This window comes from Lentzea alba, from assembly GCF_011067745.1.
GTDB lineage: Bacteria > Actinomycetota > Actinomycetes > Mycobacteriales > Pseudonocardiaceae > Lentzea > Lentzea alba.
The window spans coordinates 250,748-272,161 of record NZ_JAAMPJ010000012.1; the positions used below are offsets into that span (position 1 = coordinate 250,748).

At 68.5% G+C, this 21,414-nt stretch carries 14 protein-coding genes; 7 read left to right on the forward strand and 7 right to left on the reverse strand.

Annotated features, from left to right (window positions below):
- The first annotated feature begins 204 nt into the window (after window positions 1-204).
- Both G7043_RS36060 and G7043_RS36065 read left to right on the forward strand, forming a co-directional pair.
- Entirely contained in the window at window positions 205-1,644 is a 1,440-nt protein-coding gene (locus tag G7043_RS36060; protein WP_166053144.1) for an RICIN domain-containing protein, read from the forward strand.
- 251 nt (window positions 1,645-1,895) lie between these two features.
- On the forward strand, window positions 1,896-3,620 hold the full coding sequence (locus G7043_RS36065; protein WP_166053145.1) for a glycoside hydrolase family 6 protein: 1,725 nt from the start codon (window positions 1,896-1,898) through the stop codon (window positions 3,618-3,620).
- A gap of 79 nt (window positions 3,621-3,699) precedes the next feature.
- On the opposite strand, the gene G7043_RS36070 is transcribed toward G7043_RS36065, so the two are convergent.
- The 6 genes from G7043_RS36070 to G7043_RS36095 form a co-directional block, all read right to left on the reverse strand.
- Window positions 3,700-4,986 carry a ricin-type beta-trefoil lectin domain protein gene (locus tag G7043_RS36070; protein WP_166053146.1) on the reverse strand — a complete coding sequence of 429 codons (1,287 nt, stop codon included), beginning with the start codon at window positions 4,984-4,986 and terminating at the stop codon, window positions 3,700-3,702.
- Window positions 4,987-5,015: 29 nt separating this feature from the next.
- Window positions 5,016-6,320, reverse strand: a complete 1,305-nt coding sequence (locus G7043_RS36075; protein WP_166053147.1) for a cellulose binding domain-containing protein — start codon at window positions 6,318-6,320, stop codon at window positions 5,016-5,018.
- Between the two features lie 17 nt (window positions 6,321-6,337).
- Entirely contained in the window at window positions 6,338-9,175 is a 2,838-nt protein-coding gene (locus G7043_RS36080) for a glycosyl hydrolase family 95 catalytic domain-containing protein (RefSeq protein ID WP_166053148.1), read from the reverse strand.
- Between the two features lie 36 nt (window positions 9,176-9,211).
- Window positions 9,212-9,373 (reverse strand): hypothetical protein, encoded by a 162-nt coding sequence (locus G7043_RS36085; protein WP_207312181.1) that lies wholly within the window; start codon window positions 9,371-9,373, stop codon window positions 9,212-9,214.
- Window positions 9,370-10,743 carry a glycoside hydrolase family 43 protein gene (locus G7043_RS36090; protein WP_166053150.1) on the reverse strand — a complete coding sequence of 458 codons (1,374 nt, stop codon included), beginning with the start codon at window positions 10,741-10,743 and terminating at the stop codon, window positions 9,370-9,372. Before G7043_RS36090 ends, G7043_RS36085 begins: the two co-directional genes overlap by 4 nt.
- A gap of 92 nt (window positions 10,744-10,835) precedes the next feature.
- Window positions 10,836-12,182 (reverse strand): endo-1,4-beta-xylanase, encoded by a 1,347-nt coding sequence (locus G7043_RS36095; protein ID WP_207312182.1) that lies wholly within the window; start codon window positions 12,180-12,182, stop codon window positions 10,836-10,838.
- A gap of 367 nt (window positions 12,183-12,549) precedes the next feature.
- On the opposite strand from G7043_RS36095, the gene G7043_RS36100 reads away from it, so the two are divergent.
- Entirely contained in the window at window positions 12,550-13,884 is a 1,335-nt protein-coding gene (locus tag G7043_RS36100; protein WP_166053152.1) for a glycoside hydrolase family 6 protein, read from the forward strand.
- Window positions 13,885-13,970: 86 nt separating this feature from the next.
- Here G7043_RS36100 and G7043_RS48800 read toward each other — a convergent pair whose 3' ends face one another.
- Complete coding sequence (locus tag G7043_RS48800) at window positions 13,971-16,349, reverse strand: RICIN domain-containing protein (protein WP_242643043.1); 2,379 nt, start codon at window positions 16,347-16,349, stop codon at window positions 13,971-13,973.
- Between the two features lie 228 nt (window positions 16,350-16,577).
- On the opposite strand from G7043_RS48800, the gene G7043_RS36110 reads away from it, so the two are divergent.
- From G7043_RS36110 to G7043_RS36125, 4 genes are all read left to right on the forward strand, one after another.
- Window positions 16,578-17,351, forward strand: a complete 774-nt coding sequence (locus G7043_RS36110; RefSeq protein ID WP_166053153.1) for a FadR/GntR family transcriptional regulator — start codon at window positions 16,578-16,580, stop codon at window positions 17,349-17,351.
- A gap of 127 nt (window positions 17,352-17,478) precedes the next feature.
- On the forward strand, window positions 17,479-18,525 hold the full coding sequence (locus G7043_RS36115) for a LacI family DNA-binding transcriptional regulator (RefSeq protein WP_207312183.1): 1,047 nt from the start codon (window positions 17,479-17,481) through the stop codon (window positions 18,523-18,525).
- A 210-nt stretch (window positions 18,526-18,735) separates the two neighbouring features.
- The gene (locus G7043_RS36120; protein WP_166053154.1) at window positions 18,736-19,755 is read left to right on the forward strand and encodes a GDSL-type esterase/lipase family protein; all 1,020 of its coding nucleotides are present in this window, start codon (window positions 18,736-18,738) and stop codon (window positions 19,753-19,755) included.
- 37 nt (window positions 19,756-19,792) lie between these two features.
- Window positions 19,793-21,247 carry a non-reducing end alpha-L-arabinofuranosidase family hydrolase gene (locus G7043_RS36125; protein ID WP_166053156.1) on the forward strand — a complete coding sequence of 485 codons (1,455 nt, stop codon included), beginning with the start codon at window positions 19,793-19,795 and terminating at the stop codon, window positions 21,245-21,247.
- The last annotated feature ends 167 nt before the right edge of the window (window positions 21,248-21,414 follow it).

Below are 21,414 nucleotides of genomic sequence, written 5' to 3' on the forward strand. Positions count from 1 at the left end.
GTCGAACGAGCAGGAAACGAGCAGGACACGCCATCGAACGAGGTGTCGAAGCTGGTCAGGGGCTGATCGAGTAGTCGACGCCGGGCCCAAAATGAGCATGCTCATTCTGTTGACGGTCTCTTCGGCTGGCTGCTCTGATGAACCGCCGGGCACGGCCCGCACTCGACAGATCACGATGAGCGACACACCTGAGTGGAGCAGCCGATGAGTCGACGGAAAGCGCTTACCGCATTACGGCTACTGGCCTCGGCACTGCTGGCCGCCGGCCTGGTGACCAGCATTTCAAGCCCGGCGCGGGCCTCCACGAGTCAGTTCCGTGGAGTGAACTGGGCCGACCAGAGGGACAACTTCGTCAACGGCGTGCTGTACCCGTCCGGACTCGGCGCCACGGACACCTACTCCTCGGCGGCCGTGGTCGCGGACCGGGTGATCGGCGGGCTGTACTCGATCACCGGCGCCAACACGGTGCGGATCCCGATCAACGAGCCGACCGTGGCGAACTACTGGGGCACCTACACCGGCGCGCTCGACACCGCGCTCACCAAGGGCAACGTGATCTTCGCGTACTGGGCGCACACCGGTGGCAGGCCGCCGAACGCGACCGCGTTCAACCGGATGTGGGACGAGGTCATCGCGAAGTACGGCGGAAACCCGAACGCCTACTTCGAGGTCATCAACGAGCCGCACGGTTACAGCACGGCTGATCTCAACAACATGTACAACGGCTGGCTCGCCAGGTACTCGGGCGTTCCGCGAGGCAGGGTGATCCTCGACGGCGCCGGTCTCGCCCAGAACGTCGCCGCGGTCGGCGACGACAGCAGGCTGAACGGCACGCTGCTGGCGGTGCACGACTACTCGTTCTTCGCCGGCTACGAGAGCGAAACCGAGTGGGGGAACCACATCGCGAGCTACATCGGCCGTCACGCGGATCGCACGATCGCCACGGAGTGGGGTGGTGCGATGGGACCGGGCACGAAGAACGGCGTGTACTTCGACGCCATCGACTACAGCATCCCCAGCGGGTCGTACATGGCCGACTACGTCCGAGGTGTCAGTGCGAAACTGCGTGAACTCGGGATGGGCAGCGTGTACTGGCCCGGCTTGCGCGACGGCGACTGGTACAGCATGACGAGCAGGAGCGGCAGCGGCCAGAACATCGCGCTGTCGCTGACGAACCCGTCGGGGCTGCGCCAGCTGCGCCACGCCTGGGGTGTGGGCGACGCGGGCAGCACCACGGTGGAGATCCGCAACATCGGCACAGGCTGGTACGTCGACGGCCTCGGGCGCACCACCGACTCCGCGGCGGGGCAGGGAACCGGCGGTACCAGTGCGAACCAGCGGTGGATCGTCGAGAACGCGGGCTCCCACGTCCGGTTCAGGAACGCGGTCACCGGCCTGTACCTCGACGGTGCCGGTCGCTCGTCCAACGGTGCCGAGGTGGGCCAGCGCGCGGGCACCACCGCCACGAGCCAGCAGTGGACGGTGGTGACCGGCAAGAGCCGGGGCAACGACGTGCGCATCAGGAACCGCGCCACCGGCCTCCACCTGGACGGCATGGGCCGCACAGCGGCCTCCGCCGCGCTCGGTCAGTGGGCGGACAGCAACAGCGCGAACCAGCAGTGGCGGATCGTCGCCGCCGGTTGACGGTTCGCCGGTCAGCGTTCGTGATCATGCTAAAAGTCTGGGAGCGTTCCCACAATTCCACTCAGGTGGAGCAGTCGCAGCGTCCGACAGGCGATCGCGCATGCGCCATGTCGCGGTATGGGCAGCGCTCTTCGGGCTAGCTTCGACTGTGCCACGGGCTCGTTGGCCGTTTAGCAGCGTCGTTACAGTGCCACTCGGTCTGGGAGCGCTCCCAGAGCTGCACAACGTTGACAGACAGGAGATCCGTGGCAATGAAGCTCAACGGACAAAGGCGGTGGGCCGCGGCGGGAGTCGTGGTCGCCACCGCCGTCGCGACGTTCGGGGTGGCGCTGAGCGCGCCTCCCGCGGGTGCCGCGGCGGGCTGCCGAGTCGACTACACGGCGAACAACTGGGGTGGTGGCGGTTTCGGTGGCAAGGTGAAGATCACCAACCTCGGTGACGCCCTGTCCTCCTGGACGTTGAAGTTCACCTTCCCCGGGACGCAGAAGGTGTCCCAGGGGTGGAGTGCGAACTGGTCGCAGTCGGGTGCGAACGTGACCGCGACGAGCATGTCGTGGAACGGCACCCTGGGCACCGGTGCGTCGGCGGAGATCGGTTTCAACGGCAGCTACACCGGTTCCGACAACGTGGATCCGGTCTCGTTCACCTTGAACGACACGGTCTGCACCGGCCAGCAGCCGCCGACGACCACGACGACGACCGGCGACCCGGGACCGGGTCCTGGCAACCGCGTCGACAACCCGTACGTGGACGCGAAGATGTACGTCAACCCGGACTGGTCGGCGAAGGCGGCCGCCGAACCCGGTGGCAGCAGGGTCGCGAACCAGCCGACCGGTGTGTGGATCGACCGCATCGCGGCGATCACCGGCACCGTCGACTCCCGCGGCATCGCGGGACATCTGGACGAGGCGGTGCGCCAGGCGGCGGGCTCACCGCTCACGATCCAGTTCGTGATCTACAACCTGCCCGGTCGCGACTGCTCGGCGCTCGCGTCCAACGGTGAGCTCAAGCCCACCGAGATCGACCGGTACAAGACCGAGTACATCGACCCGATCGCGGCGATCTTCGCCAGGCCCGCGTACAGGGACCTGCGGATCGTCACGACGGTGGAGATCGACTCGCTGCCGAACCTGATCACCAACGTCTCGCCGCGGCCGACCGCCGTGCCGCAGTGCGACGTGATGAAGGCCAACGGCAACTACATCACCGGTGTCGGCTACGCGCTCGCGAAGCTCGGCGCGGTGCCCAACGTCTACAACTACCTCGACATCGGCCACCACGGCTGGATCGGCTGGGACGACAACTTCGGCCCGACGGCCGAGCTGCTGTACCAGGCGGCGAACGCCTCCGGCAGCACCAAGGCGAACGTGCACGGGTTCATCGCCAACACCGCCAACTACGGCGCGGTGCGCGAGCCCAACTTCACGATCAACGACTCGGTGGACAACAAGTCCGTGCGCGAGTCGAAGTGGGTGGACTGGAACCGTTACGTCGACGAGCTGTCCTACGCGCAGGCGTTCCGGCAGCGGGCCGTGCAGGCGGGCTTCGACGCCGGCGTCGGCATGCTCATCGACACCAGCCGCAACGGCTGGGGCGGCGCCGCGCGTCCGGCCGGACCCGGCCCGAGGACGAGTGTGGACGCCTACGTCAACGGCGGCAGGCTGGACCGGCGCATCCACCTCGGCAACTGGTGCAACCAGGCCGGTGCCGGGCTGGGCGAACGGCCGAAGACCGCACCCGCGACGGGCATCGACGCCTACGTGTGGATGAAGCCGCCGGGTGAGTCCGACGGCGCGAGCAAGGAGATCCCGAACAACGAGGGCAAGGGCGCCGACAAGATGTGCGACCCGGCCTACACCGGGAACGTGCGCAACGGCAACAACATGTCGGGCGCTCTGCCGGACGCGCCGTTGTCCGGCAAGTGGTTCTCCGCGCAGTTCCAGGAGCTCATGCGCAACGCCTACCCGGCGCTGTGACGACTGGTTGCACAACGGTAGCGGGCGAGAGGCAGGAGCCTCTCGCCCGCTACACCTGTGAACGAGACTTGCCGAAACGCTAGGCCTTGGCCCAGCGCTGGTTGGCGCCTCCCTGGCAGGTCGCCACGGTCACGGCCGCGCCGTTGTTCGTGCCGCCCGAGGTCAGGCAGAGTCCTGTTTGGACGCTGGTGATGGTGCCGTTGGTGACGTTCCAGTTCTGGTTGGCGCCGCCGTGGCAGTCCCAGATCTGGACCCTGGTGCCGGAAGACGCGTTGTTCGGGACGTCGAGGCACTTGCCGGTGACCTGGAGGGTCTGGCCGTTCTGGGTGTACTGCTGGTTGGCGTTGGTGTGGCAGTCCCAGGTGATCATCTGCGTGCCGTTGGCCGTGCCCGCGCCGTTGACGTCGAGGCAACGACCGGAGGCCTCGCCACGCAGCCGGAACGAGGTCGGGCCGGGAGTCGTGTCGCCGGTGAAGAACTTCCAGACCTCGGTCTTGACCCAGCTGCGGGCACCGCTCTCGCAGCCCGCGCACCCGTCCACCGGTCCCTGCTGGTGTCCGCCGTCGAACGGGGCCCAGACGACCGGGTAGCCGGTCCGGCAACCCGAGTAGGTGGTGGTGATGTGCGTGCGGCTGTTCGGTGCCGGTTCGGGGGCGTTCTGCGGTGTGCAGCCGTTGTTGCGGACCCAGCGGTCGCGTTGGCCGCGTCCCGAGCCGATGTTGTCGTTGATGCCGTGGATGCCCATGTACGCCACGGGTGCGGTGCCGCCGGCGCACCCGCTGATCTCGCCGGGTGAGGCGATGGCGGCGATGGCGCGGAACATCGTCGGGCGCGAGCACGCGAGCGAGATGCTCATCGCGCCGCCGTAGCTGAAGCCGAGCGAGAAGCGCTGCGTGGTGTCGACGCAGAGGTCGTTCTCGATCCGGCTGATCATGTCGTCGGTGAACCTGACGTCCTCGCCGCCGGAGTTGGCCCAGCCGTTGCCGATGCCCTGCGGTGCCACGAAGATCGCGGAGTTGTTCGCCAGCCGCCGAAGGCCGTAGTGGGCGTAGACGTCGCCGTCGCTGCCGCCGCCCGCCACCTGGTCCGCGGTGCCGCCCCACCAGTGGAACCCGAAGACCAGCCGGTACTGGCGGGTGTTGTCGTAGTTGTCCGGGATGCTCAGGATGAAGGAGCGGTTCTTGCCGCTGCTCTGGATGGTCTGGTTGCCGTTGCGCAGCGTGGGAGCCTTGCCGCAGCCGGGGCTCGCGGCGAGGGCCGCGGGCTCGGAGGGCGGCTGCGCGGTGGCGACGCCGGCGCCGGAGAACGCCAGCGCGGCGGCCACGATCAGCCACCACGCCGGACGGGAACTGTTCTTTTGTCGCATGGTTTTGTTCGCACTCTCCTCGATGGTGGTCAGGCGGCCGCGCACGTCTTCCCGTTGAGGGCGAACGAGGGCGGAGCCGAGGTGTTGCCCGTGTGGGTGGCCTGGAAGCCGATGCTGATCGACGCGCCAGGAGCGATGTCGCCGTTGTAGGAGACGTTCCTGGCCGTCACCTGGCCCGACGCCGGGGAGTAGGTGGCGCTCCAGCTGGACGTGATGGCCTGCCCGCCGGGCAGGGTGAAGACCAGCGACCACCCGCTGATCGGCGTGGTGCCGGTGTTCGTGATGGTGATGGTCGAGGTCAGGCCGGTGTTCCACGCGTTGATCGCGTCGCCGACCTTGCATTCGGCGTCACCGGGCGGGTTCGTGGTGGTGGTGGTGGTGGTGGTCGTCGTCGTGGTCGTGGTGCTCGTGGGGCCGCCGCCGCCCCCGAGAGAGGTGATGAACTTCCACGCCTCGCCGGACGTCCAGGTCCGCCAGCCGTCGCCGCCGGAGTCGATCGGGCCCGGCGTGTGCCCACCGTCGAACGCCGCCCACACCACGGGATAGCCCGCCCGGCAGCCGCTGTAGTTGGTGACGATGTGCGTCCGGCTGCCCGCACGCGGTTCTGGCGCGTTCTGGGCTGTGCAACCGTTGTTGCGCACGAACCTGTCGCGCAGCCCGCGGCCCAGGCCGATGCCGAGCACGTTGTCGCTGATGCCGTGGATGCCCATGTACGCGATCGGCTGGTTGCCGCCGTTGCAGCCGCTGAGCTCCGCGCCGGAGTAGACGACCACCGCGCGGAACACGTTCGCGCGAGAGCAGGCGATCGAGTACGACATCCCGCCGCCGTAGCTGAAGCCACCGGCGAAGCGCTGGGTCGTGTCGATGCACAGTCCGTTGTCCAGCAACCGGACCAGGTCGTCGATGAACGTGAGGTCCTGCCCGCCGGGGTTGGCCCAGCCGTTGCCGTTGCCCTGGGGCGCGACGAAGATCGTGCCGTTGTTCGCCTGGTCGGAAAGCCGCCGCAGCCCGTAGTACGACCAGTTGTAGCCGTCGGAACCGCCGGAGTCGACGTCGTTCATGGTGCCGCCGCGCCAGTGCAGGCCGACGAACAGCCGGTACTGGCGGTTGCTGTCGTAGCCGGGCGGCAACCGCAGGACGTACGAGCGGTTCTGGCCGCCACTGGTGATGGTGTGCGGGCCGCTGGTCAGCGTGGGAGCCTTGCCGCACCCCGCTGTGCCCGCCATCGCGCCGACGTGGCCGGGGTCCGGGCCGCCGAGCGCGATTCCCGCCGCACCCAGGAAGACCACGGCACTGGCGGCGGCCAGGGCGATCGCGATCCGTTGCTGGAACATCGTTGTCCCTCCGGTTGTCACACTGGTTGGAGTTGGAACATCTGGTTCTCCGCGCCCGTCCGGGTCCACTGGGACACGCGGACGCCGTCTGCGGTCCCCGCGCTCCAGACGTCCATGGCGAGCCCGCTCTGCCGGTTGACGAGGCTGATCACCCCGCCGGCCTGGTCGAGCACCTGCCACTGCTGGCCGGCCGCGCCGGTGTCGGTCTGCTGGGTGATGTCGGCGCCGGTGCTCGAACTCGCGACCTGGAGCACCAGACCGCTGTGCCTCGCCCGGATCCGGTAGTAGCCGCCGCCGGAGTCGAGGAAGTCGAACTGCTGGTTCAACCCACTCGTCCGCGACCACTGCTGGAGCAGTGCGCCCGGCGCGGTGGACACACCGCTGACGTCGGCGTACTTCCCGCTGTGCCGCGCGACGAGCCGGTAGTGCACGCCTGGTCGAACGACCGATCCCGAGCCTTGGCCCGAAGCGCGGTAGACGTGTCCCGCCAGTACCGGGAACTCGGCGACGTCCGCCTCCGGCTGGGCCGGCTGGATCACCGTGCCGACCGTGGTGTCGCGCAGCTCGAACGTGCCGGTGAAGATCCGGTTCCGCAGGCGGACGGCACCGTCGCGGTCCGGTGTGACGGTCAGGACGATCGCGCCGTCGGCACTCCACGTCGCACCGACCGTGTACCCGCCACGCCCGCGCAGGCCCGTGACACTGCCGGCCGGCCACGCGGGTGGCAGCGCGGGTAGCACGTGCAGCTCGCCGTTGTGGCTGTGCAGCAGCATTTCCGCGATGCCGGAGGTCGCGCCGAAGTTGCCGTCGATCTGGAACGGCGGATGCAGGTCGAACATGTTGGGCGCGAGGCGTTCGGTCGTGACCAGGGACCGGAGCAGGTCGTGCGCGCGCCTGCCCTCCTCCAGCCGCGCCCAGTAGTTGATCTTCCAGGCGAGCGACCAGCCGGTGCCCGCGTCCCCACGCAGTTCGAGGGTGCGGCGGGCCGCGGCGTGCAACTGCGGAGTGCCGCGCTTGGTGATCTGGTTGCTGGGGTGCAGGCCGTACAGGTGCGAGACGTGCCGGTGGTTCGGCTCGGTCTCGACCCAGTCGTGGAGCCACTCCATCACGTTGCCGCGCGAGCCGACCTTCGTCGGGGCCAGCCGCTGCCGTGCCGCCCGCACCTGCGCGCGCAGGTCGGCGTCGACACCCAGCACCTCGGACGCGCTCGCGCAGCCGTCGAACAGGTCGCGCAGGATCTGCATGTCCATCGTCGGCCCGGCGCACACGCTGGCGTTCGCGTGGTGGTTGAGCTCCGGCGAGTTCGACGGGTTGGTGACGAGGTGACCGAGACTCGGCTCGGTGACGAGCGTGTCGAGGAAGAACTGCGCGCATCCCTTGAGCGCCGGGTAGTACGTGCGCAGGAAGGCGACGTCGCCGGTGAACCGGTAGTGGTCCCAGATCATCGTCGACAGCCACGCCCCGCCGGTCTGCCACATGCCCGCCGCCGCGAAGTCGACGACCGAACTACCGCGCCAGGCGTCGGTGTTGTGGTGGGTGACCCAGCCGCGCGCGTTGTACTGCACCTGCGCGGTGCGGGCGCCGGTGACGGTGAGGTCGTTGATCATGCGGAACACCGGCTGGTGGCACTCGGCGAGATTGGTGGTGTCCGCCGGCCAGTAGTTCATCGGCAGGTTGGCGTTGATCGTGTACTTCGAGTCCCACGACGGGGCCATCTGGTCGTTCCAGATGCCCTGCAGGTTCGCCGGTTGCGTGCCGGGGCGTGACGACGAGATCAGCAGGTACCTGCCGTACTGGAACAACAGCACGGAGAACTGCGGGTCGGACGTGCTCGCGTGGCGGGTGATGCGGACGTCGGTCGGCTGGTCGGCCGCCGTCGTGCGGCCGAGGTCGAGCGTCACGCGCCCGAACAACGCCTGGTAGTCGGCGACGTGACGGGCCCGCAGGGTGTCGAAGGCGAGGCCCTGCGCGGCGTTCAGGCGGCTGCGGGCGATTCCCTGGTGGTCGCCGTTGACCGTGCGGAAGTCGACGTAGCTGGTGCCGATGGAGATCAGCAGGGTCACCGCGTTGGCGTTGCTCACCCGCAACGTCGCGCCCGAGCTGGTGACGGAGCCGCCCTCCGCCACGGCCTTGGCCAGGGCGAGGAACCGGACCGTGCCCGCGATTCCGCGCTGGGTACCGGAAATACCGTCCAGCGCGATCGTCGTGCCGTCCGGGCTCGACGTCGTCGTGCGCTGCGGAGAGCCGAACGTCGCGGTGAACGAGATGGAGCCCGGCGTCTCCGCGGTCAGGCGCACGACGATCACCTGGTCCGGCGCGCTCGCGAACACCTCGCGCCGGTGACGCACGTTGTTCGCCGTGAAGGTCACCACGGTCGTCGCTGTGGTGAGATCGAGTGAGCGCTGATACGCGGTCGCGGTCGCGGACGGCAGGGCCAGCCTGAGGTCGCCGACCGGTTGGTAGGCGAGCTGCCCGGCCGGGTTGCCGAGCATCGTCTGGTCGATCAGCGACTGCGCCTGCGTCCACTGGTTGGAGAACACGAGCTGCCGGATCTGGGCCAGGGACCCGGCACCTCGCGGATTGCTGTAGTCGTGCGGACCGCCTGCCCAGACCGTGTCTTCGTTGAGCTGCAGGCGTTCGGTGTCGGTGTTGCCGAACACCATCGCGCCGAGCCGGCCGTTGCCCACCGGCAGCGCGCGCAGCCAGTCGTTGCCCGCGGGACGGTCGTACCACAGCGAGAGGTCGTTCGCCCGCACCTCGGCGGCGGCGGCGGTCCCGGTCGCCGTCCATCCCGCCTGCGTCAGCACGACCCCCGCACCGAGCTTCATGAGCTGCCGCCGGTTCAGGTCGGACATGTCGGTCCTCCAGTGGTCGAGGGGGAGAAGGCGGGGTCAGCCGACGGCGCACTGCTCGCGGTTGAGCGTGGATCCGCTGGCGGACGCGGCCAGTTCGGGTTGCGGCACCAGCGAAAGTGCGACGGCGGCGATCAGCAGCACCAGCGCCGCGACGAGTGCGATGAGGCCGAACCTCTCCGAGCACGACCGGGCGGTCATGACGCCGAACCCCGGCCGAACTGCCACCAGTTCACGTTGAGCAGGAAACCGTTGCCACCGCTGAACCTCAGGTAGAGGTCGCGGGTGCCGGTCAGGCCGTTCACCGGGCACGTGACGGTGGTCCAGTTCTGCCAGCCGCCGGTGTTGGGCACCGAGCAACGGCCCGCGAGCGCCCCGGTCGGGCCACCGCTGCGAACCTCGACGGCACTGCCGGCGACGACGGACGCGACCCGAGCGGTGAACGTCGTCGCGCCGGAACCGAAAGCGACGTTCTTCACCTTGATGTGGTCACCGTTGTCGATGAAGCCGACGTTCATGCCGCCTTCGCTGGAGACCTCGGTCTCGATGCCGCTGCCCCAGGCGATCGTCTCGGCTTCCTGGCGGACATAGGGATCGAGCGTGCCCGCGGCGGGTGGTCCGGCGGTGCTCATGGTGATCGTCGGAATGGTGCCGTCGGCGTTGTAGCTGAACTTCTCGACCGCGACGGAGCGGGTGAAGCCACCACCGCCCGGCAGGGCGCCGTTGTGGTAGAAGAAGTACGAGCTGCCCTTGAAGTCGATGATGCCGGCGTGGTTCGTGAAGCTGCTGCCCTGGGTGGGCATCACGGTGCCGCGGTAGGTCCACGGGCCGGTGGGGCCGGGAGCCGTGGAGTAGGCGATGAACTCCGAGCAGCACTTGGCCGCGAAAACGTTGTAGTACAAGCCGTTGCGCTTGTAGACCCAGGGTCCTTCCTCGTAGAGGGTGGGCCGGTTCGGGTCACCGGTGCGGGTGCCGAACCCGGCCGTGGTCAGCGGGATCCGGTTGACACCGCCCGAGTAGGAGATCATGTCGGCGTTGAGGCGGACGTACGAGAGGTTCGGGTTGCCCCAGTACAGGTACGCCTGACCACCGTCGTCGATCATGACCGTGGGGTCGATCTCGCCGTTCTCCACCAGGGGACGGCCGAGGGCGTCGCGGAACGGGCCGGTGGGGCTGTCGGCGACGCCGACCCCGATGGCCGGGCGGCCGCTGGCCTTGGTGACGACGGGGACGTACCAGTAGAACTTGCCGTTGCGCTCGATCGCCTGCCCGGCCCACGCGTCCTGCTTGGCCCAGCTGAAGGTGGCGAGGCTCATGGGTGAGCCGTGGTCGGTCCAGTTCACCATGTCGGCCGACGACCAGACCCGCCATTCCTTCATGGTGAACCAGGTCGAGTTGTCCTCGTCGTGTCCGGTGTAGAGGTAGACCCGTCCGTTGTGGACCAGCGGAGCCGGGTCAGCGGTGTAGATGTGCTGCACGATCGGGTTGTCCGCCCTCGCCGGGGCGATCATCGTCAGGACCAGGCCCGCCACCGCGGCGATGGTCGTCCAGAACCAACGTTTCGTGGCCATCATCGTCTCCCCGAGGGCGGGGAAGGCACCCGCGGACCGGGCTGTTCGGCCGATCCGCGGGGCGGTCCCCTCCGGTTGTGTGCTGCGGAACGTCAACTCGCGGCGCAGGTCGGGTTGAGCCCTGATCCGCTGCCGGCGCCCTGGAAACCGAACTCGGTCGACTGACCGGCCGGCACGCTGCCGTTGTAGTCCACATTGGTCCAGTTGACGGTTCCGCTGGTACCGCTGCGGTTGGCGCCCCAGGAGTTGGTGACCGTGCCGTTCGACAGGGTCGTCGTGACCCGCCAGCCGCGCAGTGCGGAGGATCCGGCGGTGACCTTGACCGTGGCGACGAACCCCTCGCCCCACTGGTTCAGCGACACCGACGCGGTGCAGTCACCAGGGCCGGGATCGTTCGACGTCGTGGTCGTGGTCGTGGTCGTAGTGGGGCCGGGGCCACCGGCGTTGAGCGCGTCGAGCACCGCGTTGTACGCGGGTTTCTTGGCGCCGGAGCCGGTGAACAGCAAGGGGTTCTCGCCCCTGCGCCAGGAGTCGGTGTCGCGGATGCCCCAGACGGTGATGCCGGTGCAGCGGGTGACGGCCAGGCAGGCTTTGGTGACCGCGGCGTAGGCGTTGGCCTGGTTGGCTCCGGCGATGTCGAGCTCGGTGATCTGGACGTCGACACCGAGGTCGGCGAAACGCTGCAGGTTCGCCCGCATGTCCGAGGGTGCGTTGTTGGTGAGGTGGGCCTGGAAGCCGACGCAGTCGATCGGCACGCCGCGGGACTTGAAGTCGCGGACCATGTTGTAGACGCCGGTGGACTTCGCGTTGATGCCGTCGGTGTTGTAGTCGTTGTAGCAGAGCTTCGCGGCGGGGTCGGCGGCGCGGGCGGCGCGGAACGCGGCCTCGATCCAGTCGTTGCCGGTGCGCTGGAGGTTGGAGTCGCGCCGGCCGCCGCTGCCGCCGTCGGCGAACGCTTCGTTGACGACGTCCCAGGCGTAGATCTTGCCCCGGTAGTGGGTGGCGACCTGGGTCACGTGGTTCAGCATGGCCTGGCGCAGGTCGGAGCCTTCCATGCGCTGTGCCCAGCCCGGTTCCTGCTGGTGCCACAGCAGTGCGTGGCCGCGGACCCGTTTGCCGTTGCTCACGGCCTGGTTGAGGATGCGGTCGCCGCTGGAGTAGGTGAACTGGCCGCGGTTGGGCTCGGTGGCGTCCCACTTCATCTCGTTCTCGGCGGTGACCATGTTGAACTCGGTGTTGAGGATGTTCACGTAGGTCGAGTCGCCGAGTTTGCCCGCCGCGACCGCGGTGCCGTAGTAGCGGCCGGACTGCGCGGCGGCGGCACCGAGAGTGGTGGCCGCGTTCGCGGTGGCGGTCACGACGAGCGTGGCGCCGAGGGCCGCCGCCGCGACTGTTGAAACGATCGGGACAAGTGACACTGACCTCGATGTCAGTTTCATCTCCACACTTTCGGGAACGTGCCCGGAATGCGGGCATGACGGACAGGACCGTTTCCTCGGTCCATGCGACTGGGAGAGCGCCCAGCAGGAGTGTGGCAGCTGCATGTTCACGCTCACAAGAAGGTGCGTACAACTCGGCGGGTAGATTGAGCTGTACGGGTTACAAAAACAAGGGAGCGCTCCCAATGTGCACGTCGAATAGAGTCGAATACGTTTCGATCGGGTTCAACGAATCGATTTTGCTAAAGTTAGCGCTAACATTTTTAGCATTGACCAGGTGTGGTGACGCGGCTAGGTTGACCATTTGAGAGCGCTCTCACTCTGTTCGGCTCATCCCGCACCAGCGACGACGCTGCGAGGAACCTGAATGAGAGCAAGCAAATCTGTCCGGTGGAAGCCTGTGACGGGCGCGTCCGCCGCCGTCGGCGTGCTCGTGGCGGGCACCGTCGCCCTGGCCGCGGGCGGCGGCGTCGCGGTGAACGCCGCGGAGTCGGCGTTCTACGTGGACCCGATGAGCTCCAGCGCCAGATGGGTGGCCGCCAACCCCGGCGACTCGCGGGCAGCGGTCATCCGCGACCGGATCGCCTCGGTACCGCAGGCGCGGTGGTACACGACCACCAACACCTCGTCGATCCGCGGTGAGATCAGCTCGTTCGTCGGGGCGGCCGCCGCGGCGGGCAAGATCCCGATCCTGGTGGTCTACAACATCCCCAACCGCGACTGCGGCGGCGCGAGCGGTGGCGGAGCGCCGTCCCACCAGGCGTACCGGGCGTGGGTGGACGAGATCGCGGCAGGGCTCGCCGGACGGCCGGCGACGATCGTGCTGGAACCGGACGTCCTGCCGATCATGAGCAACTGCCAGAACGCCGACCAGCAGAACCAGACCAAGGCGTCGATGGCCTACGCGGGCAAGAAGCTGAAGTCCGGCTCCTCGCGGGCCAAGGTCTACTTCGACATCGGGAACTCCGCCTGGCTGAACCCGGCGGAGGCCGCCACCAGGCTGCGCGGCGCGGACATCTCGAACAGCGCCGACGGCATCTCGACGAACGTGTCGAACTACCGCACGACCTCCGACGAGGTGAACTTCGCGAAGAACGTGCTCAACGCCGTCGGTGACGGCCGCCTCAAGGCCGTGGTGGACACCAGTCGCAACGGCAACGGCCCGCAGGGCACCGAGTGGTGCGATCCTCCCGGTCGTGCGATCGGCACCCCGAGCACCGTGAACACGGGTGACTCGAGGATCGACGCGTTCCTGTGGGTGAAGCTGCCGGGCGAGGCGGACGGCTGCATCGCGCCGGCGGGTCAGTTCGTGCCGCAGCGGGCCTACGAACTCGCGACGGCGGCGGGACCCGGTCCCACCACGACCACCACGACCACGGGCAACAACCCCGGCGGCGGGTGCCGGGCGAGCCATCGCGTGACCAGCCAGTGGCAGGGCGGCTACGGCGCCGAGATCGTCATCGAGAACCGCGGACCGGCCCTCACCGGGTGGACCTTCACGTTCTCGGCTCCCGGCGTCACCGTCACGCAGGGCTGGAACGGGACGTGGAACGACACCGGTGACGTGGTCCGCGTCGGCAACGCGTCGTGGAACGGCTCGGTGCCGGCCGGCGGCCAGGTGACCATCGGGTACAACGCGAACTACAGCGGGACGACGCCACCGTTCGCCTCACCGGCGTTGAACGGCACCGCCTGCTCCTGAGACCTCCCTGCGGCAGGGAGAAGAACGGTTCCCCGTCCCGGCCAGCGCCGACCGGGACGGGGAACCGTCGCGTGTGGACGGTCAGATCAACTGCGGAGGCTCCATTGCTGGTTCAGGCCGCCGTGGCACGCCCAAAGCTGGATCAGCGTGCCGTTCGCGGTGCCGTTGCCGCTGGCGTCCAGGCACAACCCGGACTGCGCGCCGGTGACGCTGCCGTCGGCGTTGACGTTCCACTGCTGGTTCAGGCCGCCGTGGCAGTCCCAGAGAATCGCGGCGGTGCCGTTGGCGGTGCCCCCGCCCGAGGCGTCCAGGCACTTGCCGCCGATGGTGAACTGCCTGGCGGACGTGTAGCTCCACCGCTGGTTCGCGCCGCTGCCGCAGTCCCAGAGCCTCGCCCTGGCGTTGTTGCCCGTGCCGGCGACGTCGAGGCAGCGGCTCGACTGGGCGCCGACGACGGTGACGTTCTCGCGGCCACCGCCACCGGTGCCGCCCGGTCCGGCGTTGGCCATCACGGCCTGCGCGCCGGCCGGCCAGTTGCCGTTCGAGACCGTGACGTTGCCGCTCACGACATTGCCGCGGTCACCGTTGGAAATGTTGGTGCTGCCGTTGGTCGACCAGTTGTTCGTGACCGTCCAGTTGCCCATGTTCTCGCCACCTCCGTAGTTCGCGGTGGCCCACGTGCCGGTGGCGGAGAAGACGTTGCCGGTCGCGCGGTAGTACTTCGAACCCTCGTCGAAGTAGAGCCCGAAGAATCCGTTGGTGCGCAGGCAGTGATTGCCACTGATCTCCGCGTTCGGGTTCCAGCCGAGCGTGTAGATGCAGCCGCCGTCGGTCATTTGCTGCATCACGTCGTGGACGTAGTTGTTGATGAGCTTGTTGTTCGACGCGGTGGTGGGCGTGGAGTAACGGGGCTGGTAGTTGTACAGGCCTCGGTTGGCGTAGTGGTTGCTGCCGCCCGCGTCGTTGGAACCCCAGCCGTAACCGAGGGAAATGCCGCTGTACGGCAGGTTGTAGACCTCGTTGTGGGCCACTGTCGCGTTGGTGACGTAGGTGTTGAGCACCGACACGATGCCCCGGTACTCGATGCCGAGGTCGTGGACGCGGTTGTAGCTGACCGTGATGTCCCGGTTGACCATCCGCTGGTCGCTCGGGTGGTGCGCGTCGGCGCGCACGCCACCGACCACGACGCCGCCCGCCGAGTTGTGGGCGATCTCCGACCGGGTGATCGTGATGCCGGACGCGCCCAGGCCGACCCCGCTGGCGTGCGCGTTGGCGTCGTTGCCGATGCCGATCGCGGTCTGCCCGAGGTTGACGAAGCGGGAGTCGGTGAAGGTGATGCGACTGGCCGCGGAGATCTGGACGGCGGCGGGCATCTGGAACCAGTGCGGCCGGACCGCCTCGAACAACGGACAGCCGCTCTTGCACGTGTTCAACCGATCGGCGGGCCAGTTCCAGTTGCCCGCGATGTAGGCACCGGTCTGCTGGTCGGCGAACCCCTGGTTGCTGCTGGGACCGAGCCACGAGGTGCCGGTGAAGGTGATGCCGCTGAACGAGATGTCCCGCGCGGGCGCGTCGTAGGTGCCGCCGACGTCGACAAGAGACTGCAACGTCGGCAGTTCGACGCTGACGTTGCTCATGTTCTGCCCGGCGCGCGGGATGTAGTAGAGCACGCCGGTGCCCGGGTTGAGGTACCACTCGCCTGGCGCGTCGAGGAACTCGTACGCGTTCGCCAGGTACAGCGGCCCGGCGCGGAACGGGTTGTTGAGCGCGTCGTAGCCGAATGTGTTGTTGTTCCACGCGGGTTGTTGCATCGTGAGGAAGTTGCCGCTGATGCTCTGCACCGGCGAGTACCTGTCGGTGAACGAGTTGACGCTCTCCACCTCGACCCGGTTCTGGTTCGCCAGGTTGTTCAGGTAGCCCAGCGCGCTGGTCGAGAAACGCATGCCGGTGTCGGTGAAGGTGAAGTCGGACCGGTTCACCTGCGTTCGCGCCCGAGTCGCGATCGTGCCGTCGACGTAGAGCTGGCGGCTGTCCAGACCGGTGCCGACGTTCGCCCGGTAGATGTTCTTGCCGGCGTCGGCGACCGACCACCCGGTGACCGCCTTGGCACCGCTGATGACGGGACGAGCCGACGCGGCGGCCTGCCACAGCACGCGGTGACCGTTGCTGCCCGAGTCGGCCGCGGTGAGCCGGAACGGCTGCGAGAGCCGGTACACCCCGCCGGCCAGCTCCACCACGATGTCGCCGGACATCGTGCTGTTGCGGGACCGCACCGCGGACTGCGCGGCCGGCAACGAGCACGGCTCGGTGGCGGTGCAGGCGGTGCCGGTGCCCGCGGGCGAGGCGTACAGGGTGGTCGTGGCGGCCGAGGCCGGGGGAGCGGTGGCGATCGCGGCGGTCACCACCACCGCGACGGCGGCGAGTGCCGTGCGCCGCCGCGCTGTGGGGAACGAGGACGTGGACAAGTGACCTCCTGAGTCGTGGATCGTTCTCCCGTGGCGGCGGGCGGGGCAGGAAGATGTCCTTTGTGGACTGTGGCGGCCGGGCCGGCGAGGGAGCGCTTCCGCGCAGGAGAAGCCGGCCGTCGGCGGCCGGGTGAATCAACGCGAACGTAACTCGTATGACGTGTGACGTCAATGGTGTTACGTATACTCTGGCCCTGATCGACGGACCGCGGCGCAACGGAGTCAAAGATGACAGCGACAGGTCGCCAACCGGCATCGGACGAGTCCACGACGCCGGGGTGGACGCGGAGACCGGCCAGTCTCGCCGCGGCGGTCACCGCCGAGCTCGTGCAGCGCATCGTCCGCGGCAGCTACGGCACCGGCGTCACCCTGCCCCCGGAGCCGGTCCTCTGCGAGACCTTCTCGGTGAGCAGGACGGTGATCCGCGAGGCGGTGAAAGTCCTGCAGGAGAAGGGTTTGGTCCGGGTGCGGCAGGGCTCGGGCACCACGGTCAACCCACCGGTGCAGTGGAACATGCTCGACGAACTGGTGCTCGCCGCCGCGATCGCCGACGACGAGAGCCTCGCGGTGCTCGACGATCTCGTGGTGACCCGGCGGCTGCTGGAGTCGGACATGGCGCAGGTCGCCGCGCGCACCGCCGGCCAGGACACCGTCGAGCGGTTGCGGGCACTGGTGGACCGGATGGACGAGCTGGTCGGTGACGTCCCGGCGTACGAGGAGCACGACCGCCTCTTCCACGACACGATCATGCAGGCGTCGGGGAACCGCATCGCCCGCGGTGTCGTGCGTTCGCTGGAGGGGCAGGCCATCAACTCCGCCGGCTACCACGGCAAGAGCGGCCGTGAGCTGTGCAAGGCCTCGAACGCGGGGCACCGGCGCATCTTCGAACGCATCGCAGCCCAGGACGCGGCCGGTGCGGCCGACGCCATGTTCACCCACATCACCGAGGCGTGGCTCGTGCGCCGCGGTGACGCAGGGGAGCCTGGCCGACTGAAGCGGTGAGCGTGCTCGCCGGGCGGTTCCACCGCCCAGGATCGCCCGGCGAAAACGGTTGCTCGCAAGCATTTCGTGGAACCCGGCTGCGTGCTGCGCGGCCTGGCCCCGCACGGCAACGGGAGGCGGATCCGCGGTGAGACGGGCGCGCGTGACATTGGCCGACGTCGCGGCGGCGAGCGGAGTCTCGGTCACGACGGCGTCGCTCGTCCTGACCGGACGAGCGCGTGAGCTCCGCATCTCGGCGGAAGCCGAGCGGAGAGTGCGCACGACGGCGCACGAACTGGGTTATCGGCGCAACGTCCTGGCGACGGGCCCGCGCGGAGGCCGATCGCAGACGATCGGGTTCGTGTCCGACAGCGTGACGTCGTCCGGCTGGGCCGCCGACATGATCAAGGGCGCGGTGGACGCGGCGTACCGGCACGGGTTCATGCTGTTCGTGGGGGAGTCCGGCGGAGATCCCTTGGTCGAACGGACGTTGGTCGACGCGATGCGGGACCGGCGCGCGGACGGCGTGGTGATCGCGTCCACGCACACCAGGGCGGTCGTGGTTCCGGACTGCCTGACCGACGTGCCCGCCGTGCTGCTCAACGCCACCTCCGCGACCGCCGTGGCCGTTCCGGTGGTGTTGCCCGACGAGGTGCAGGCCGGCCGTTCCGCAGCGCGCCTCCTGGTCGAGGCCGGGCACGACCGCGACATTCACCTGATCGGCGCAGGGGCGTCCAGGCACGACAGTCCGCCGCAGAGCATCGCCGCCTCCGAGCGCCTCCGCGGTCTGCGCGAGGTCTTCGCCGAGGCGGACGTCGAGGTGGCCGGGGCGCGCTGGTGTCCGAAGTGGACACCGGAACACGGTTTCGCCGCCACCGCGGCACTGCTGAGCGAGCACCGGCCCAAAGCGCTGGTGTGCCTGAACGACCACCTGGCGTTCGGTGCCTACCAGGCGCTCGCCGAGGCCGGGCTCTCGGTACCGGAGGACGTCTCGGTGATCGGGTTCGAGGACCATCCCGTCGCCTCGTGGATGCGGCCGCGGCTGACCACGGTCGCGCTGCCGCACCACGAGCTGGGCGCGTGGGCGGTCAGGGTTCTCGTGGAGATGGTCGTCCGGCGCGCCCGGACGCCGATGATCCACCGCGTGCCGATGCCGGTGCGTGAGGGCGGCTCGGTGGCGGCGCCGCACGGGTGAACTTCATGTTCACGCTAACAGCCCAAGATCTGACAGGCGGGCTTCCGGCCGTGTCGATGATTCGATTTCCCTTGTGTCGAATGAGAATTCGACACTGACGATGTCGAGTAGCTAAAGGTTAACGCTCACATTTAGCTTTGACCGCGTGTGACGGCCGTCGTTACATTGCTGGAAGTCGCCCCTGTTGCTGACTGTCCAGGAAGGCTCACCATGTCGAGCCCGCTGAAGGCGCTGTGCGGAGTGTTGGTCGCCGTCCTGCTGACGGCGACACCGGCTCTCGCTGACCAGTCCATTGTGGAGGAACCGGCCGCGCTCGCCGATCCGGTGCGGGTCATGCCGCTGGGCGACTCGATCACCCAGGGCGGCTCGATCGGTGGCTATCGGCTGGACCTCGGCACGAAACTGCGCGCCGCCGGGCGCACCGTCGACTTCGTCGGTTCGTTGTCGGACGGTCCTTCCTCGATGCCCGACCGCAACCACGAAGGCCATCCCGGCTGGACCATCGCGCAGATCGACGCGAACGTCGTGAACTGGCTGCGCACCTACACGCCGCGCACGATCCTGCTGCACATCGGTACCAACGACATGTACGGCAGCGATCCGGCAGGAGCGCCGCGGCGGCTCTCCGCGCTGGTGGACAAGATCACCGCGCAGGCGCCCTCGGCGGAGGTGTTCGTCTCGACGATCATCCCGATCCGGTTCGCCGACGCGACCGTGCGCAACTACAACGCCGCCATCGTGCCGTTGCTGAGGGCCAAGGCGGCGGCGGGCAAACGGGTGCACGTGGTGGACATGTACCCGGCGGTGCCGGTGTCCGATCTGCCCGACGGCATCCACCCGAACGCCGCCGGCTACAGCAAGATGGCCGCGGTCTGGTTCAACGCCCTGTCGTCCGTGCCGGGCAGCATCGGCGACCCGAACCCGCCGCAGCCCGGCGGACCGTGCACCGCGACGCCGGTGGTGACCGGCAGCTGGAACGGTGGCTTCCAGGGCGAAGTGACCGTCGCCAACCCCACCGCGTCGACCATCACCGGCTGGACGGTCCGGTTCACCCTGCCGGGCGGGTACACCGTGACCCAGATCTGGGGTGGCACCGCCAGCGGTTCGGTCACGGTCACCAACGCGCTCTACAACGGCACGATCAACCCCAGTGGCTCCACCACGTTCGGCTTCCTCGCCTCCGGTTCCGGCACGCCGTCGATCGGCGCCCCGACCTGCTCCAGCCCGTGATCCCTGCCTCCGCCCCCTCCAACGCCGAAGGGTGATCATGTTCTTCGCACGACTGTTCGCATCCCGGCGGGCCCGGCTCGCGGCCGCGGCCGCCGCACCGCTCGTCACCCTGTCCGTGATCACCGCGGTGACCCTGCCTCCCGCCGCGGCCGCGCCGGGTTGTTCGGTGTCCTACGCCGCACCGTCCCAATGGGACGGTGGGTTCACCGCGAACGTCAGCGTCACCAACCTCGGTGACGCGATCGACGGCTGGACGCTCACCTGGAGCTTCGGTGCCGGACAGCAGGTCAAGGAGGCGTGGAACGCCCAGGCGGCCCAGTCCGGGGCCCAGGTGACGGCGCGAAACGTCTCCTACAACGCGGCGATCCCGACCGGCGGGAAGGTGGAGTTCGGGTTCAACGGTTCCGCCACCGGCACGAACAACCCGAACCCCACCGCGTTCACGCTGAACGGCACCCTGTGCACCGGCGACGTCGGCCCGACCACGACGACCACCACGACCACCACGACGGGCAATCCGCCCGTCGGCAACCTGCCGTCGAGCTTCCGGTGGTCCTCCAGCGGCGCGCTGATCAGTCCCAAACCGGACTCGGCACACCCGAACGTCTACTCGGTCAAGGACCCGAGCGTGGTGTACCACAACGGCAAATACCACGTGTTCGCCTCGGTTTACACCACCGGTTACAACATCATGTACACGAGCTTCACCGACTGGTCGCAGGCTGCCTCGGCACAACACCACTACCTGGACCGCACGGCGGTCGGCAGTGGCTACAAAGCCGCGCCGCACGTGTTCTACTTCGCGCCGCAACGCCTGTGGTACCTGGTGTACCAGACGGGATCGAACGCGTCGTACTCGACGACCACGGACATCTCGAACCCGTCGTCGTGGTCGGCGCCGAAGAACTTCTACGCGAACGGCATGCCGCAGATCATCCGCGACAACATCGGCAACGGCTACTGGGTCGACTTCTGGATGGTCTGTGACAACGCCAAGTGCTACCTGTTCTCGTCCGACGACAACGGTCACCTCTACCGCTCCGAAACGACCATGGGGCAGTTCCCCAACGGGTTCACCAACACCGTGATCGCGATGCAGGACTCGAACCGCAACCGGTTGTTCGAAGCCGCCAACGTCTACAAGGTCGCCGGGAAGAACCAGTGGCTGCTGGTGCACGAGGCGATCGGGTCGGACGGCCGCCGCTGGTTCCGCACCTGGACCGCTCCGGCGATCACCGGTCCGTGGAGCACGCTTGCCGCCGAGGAGTCGAACCCGTTCGCCCGCTCGAACAACGTGACGTTCCCAGGTGGACAGTGGACGCGCGACATCAGCCACGGCGAGATGATCCGCGCCGGGCTCGACCAGACGATGGAGATCAACCCCTGTCAGCTCCGCTTCCTCTACCAGGGGATGAACCCCAACTCCGGCGGTGACTACAACAAGCTGCCGTGGCGGCTCGGCCTGCTGACCCAGACCAACTCGACCTGCTGACCCCCAGACCGACGCCGCCGGGAACCCGGATCCCCGGCGGCGTCACCCTGCCAGAGAGGGACCGACGATGCCCATCCGGCCAAGTGCCGCGACCGGCAACCTTCGCCGCGTCTTCCGACGCCCAGCAGGGCGCCTCGCGGCACCGGCCCCACGCCCACAGCCAACCA

What these genes read in the sequence shown, in the direction of transcription:
- G7043_RS36060 (WP_166053144.1), top strand. Translation starts at nt 205, where the DNA reads ATGAGTCGACGGAAAGCGCTTACCGCATTACGGCTACTGGCCTCGGCA.
- G7043_RS36065 (WP_166053145.1), top strand. Translation starts at nt 1,896, where the DNA reads ATGAAGCTCAACGGACAAAGGCGGTGGGCCGCGGCGGGAGTCGTGGTC.
- G7043_RS36070 (WP_166053146.1), bottom strand. Translation starts at nt 4,986, where the DNA reads ATGCGACAAAAGAACAGTTCCCGTCCGGCGTGGTGGCTGATCGTGGCC.
- G7043_RS36075 (WP_166053147.1), bottom strand. Translation starts at nt 6,320, where the DNA reads ATGTTCCAGCAACGGATCGCGATCGCCCTGGCCGCCGCCAGTGCCGTG.
- G7043_RS36080 (WP_166053148.1), bottom strand. Translation starts at nt 9,175, where the DNA reads ATGTCCGACCTGAACCGGCGGCAGCTCATGAAGCTCGGTGCGGGGGTC.
- G7043_RS36085 (WP_207312181.1), bottom strand. Translation starts at nt 9,373, where the DNA reads ATGACCGCCCGGTCGTGCTCGGAGAGGTTCGGCCTCATCGCACTCGTC.
- G7043_RS36090 (WP_166053150.1), bottom strand. Translation starts at nt 10,743, where the DNA reads ATGGCCACGAAACGTTGGTTCTGGACGACCATCGCCGCGGTGGCGGGC.
- G7043_RS36095 (WP_207312182.1), bottom strand. Translation starts at nt 12,182, where the DNA reads ATGAAACTGACATCGAGGTCAGTGTCACTTGTCCCGATCGTTTCAACA.
- G7043_RS36100 (WP_166053152.1), top strand. Translation starts at nt 12,550, where the DNA reads ATGAGAGCAAGCAAATCTGTCCGGTGGAAGCCTGTGACGGGCGCGTCC.
- G7043_RS36110 (WP_166053153.1), top strand. Translation starts at nt 16,578, where the DNA reads ATGACAGCGACAGGTCGCCAACCGGCATCGGACGAGTCCACGACGCCG.
- G7043_RS36120 (WP_166053154.1), top strand. Translation starts at nt 18,736, where the DNA reads ATGTCGAGCCCGCTGAAGGCGCTGTGCGGAGTGTTGGTCGCCGTCCTG.
- G7043_RS36125 (WP_166053156.1), top strand. Translation starts at nt 19,793, where the DNA reads ATGTTCTTCGCACGACTGTTCGCATCCCGGCGGGCCCGGCTCGCGGCC.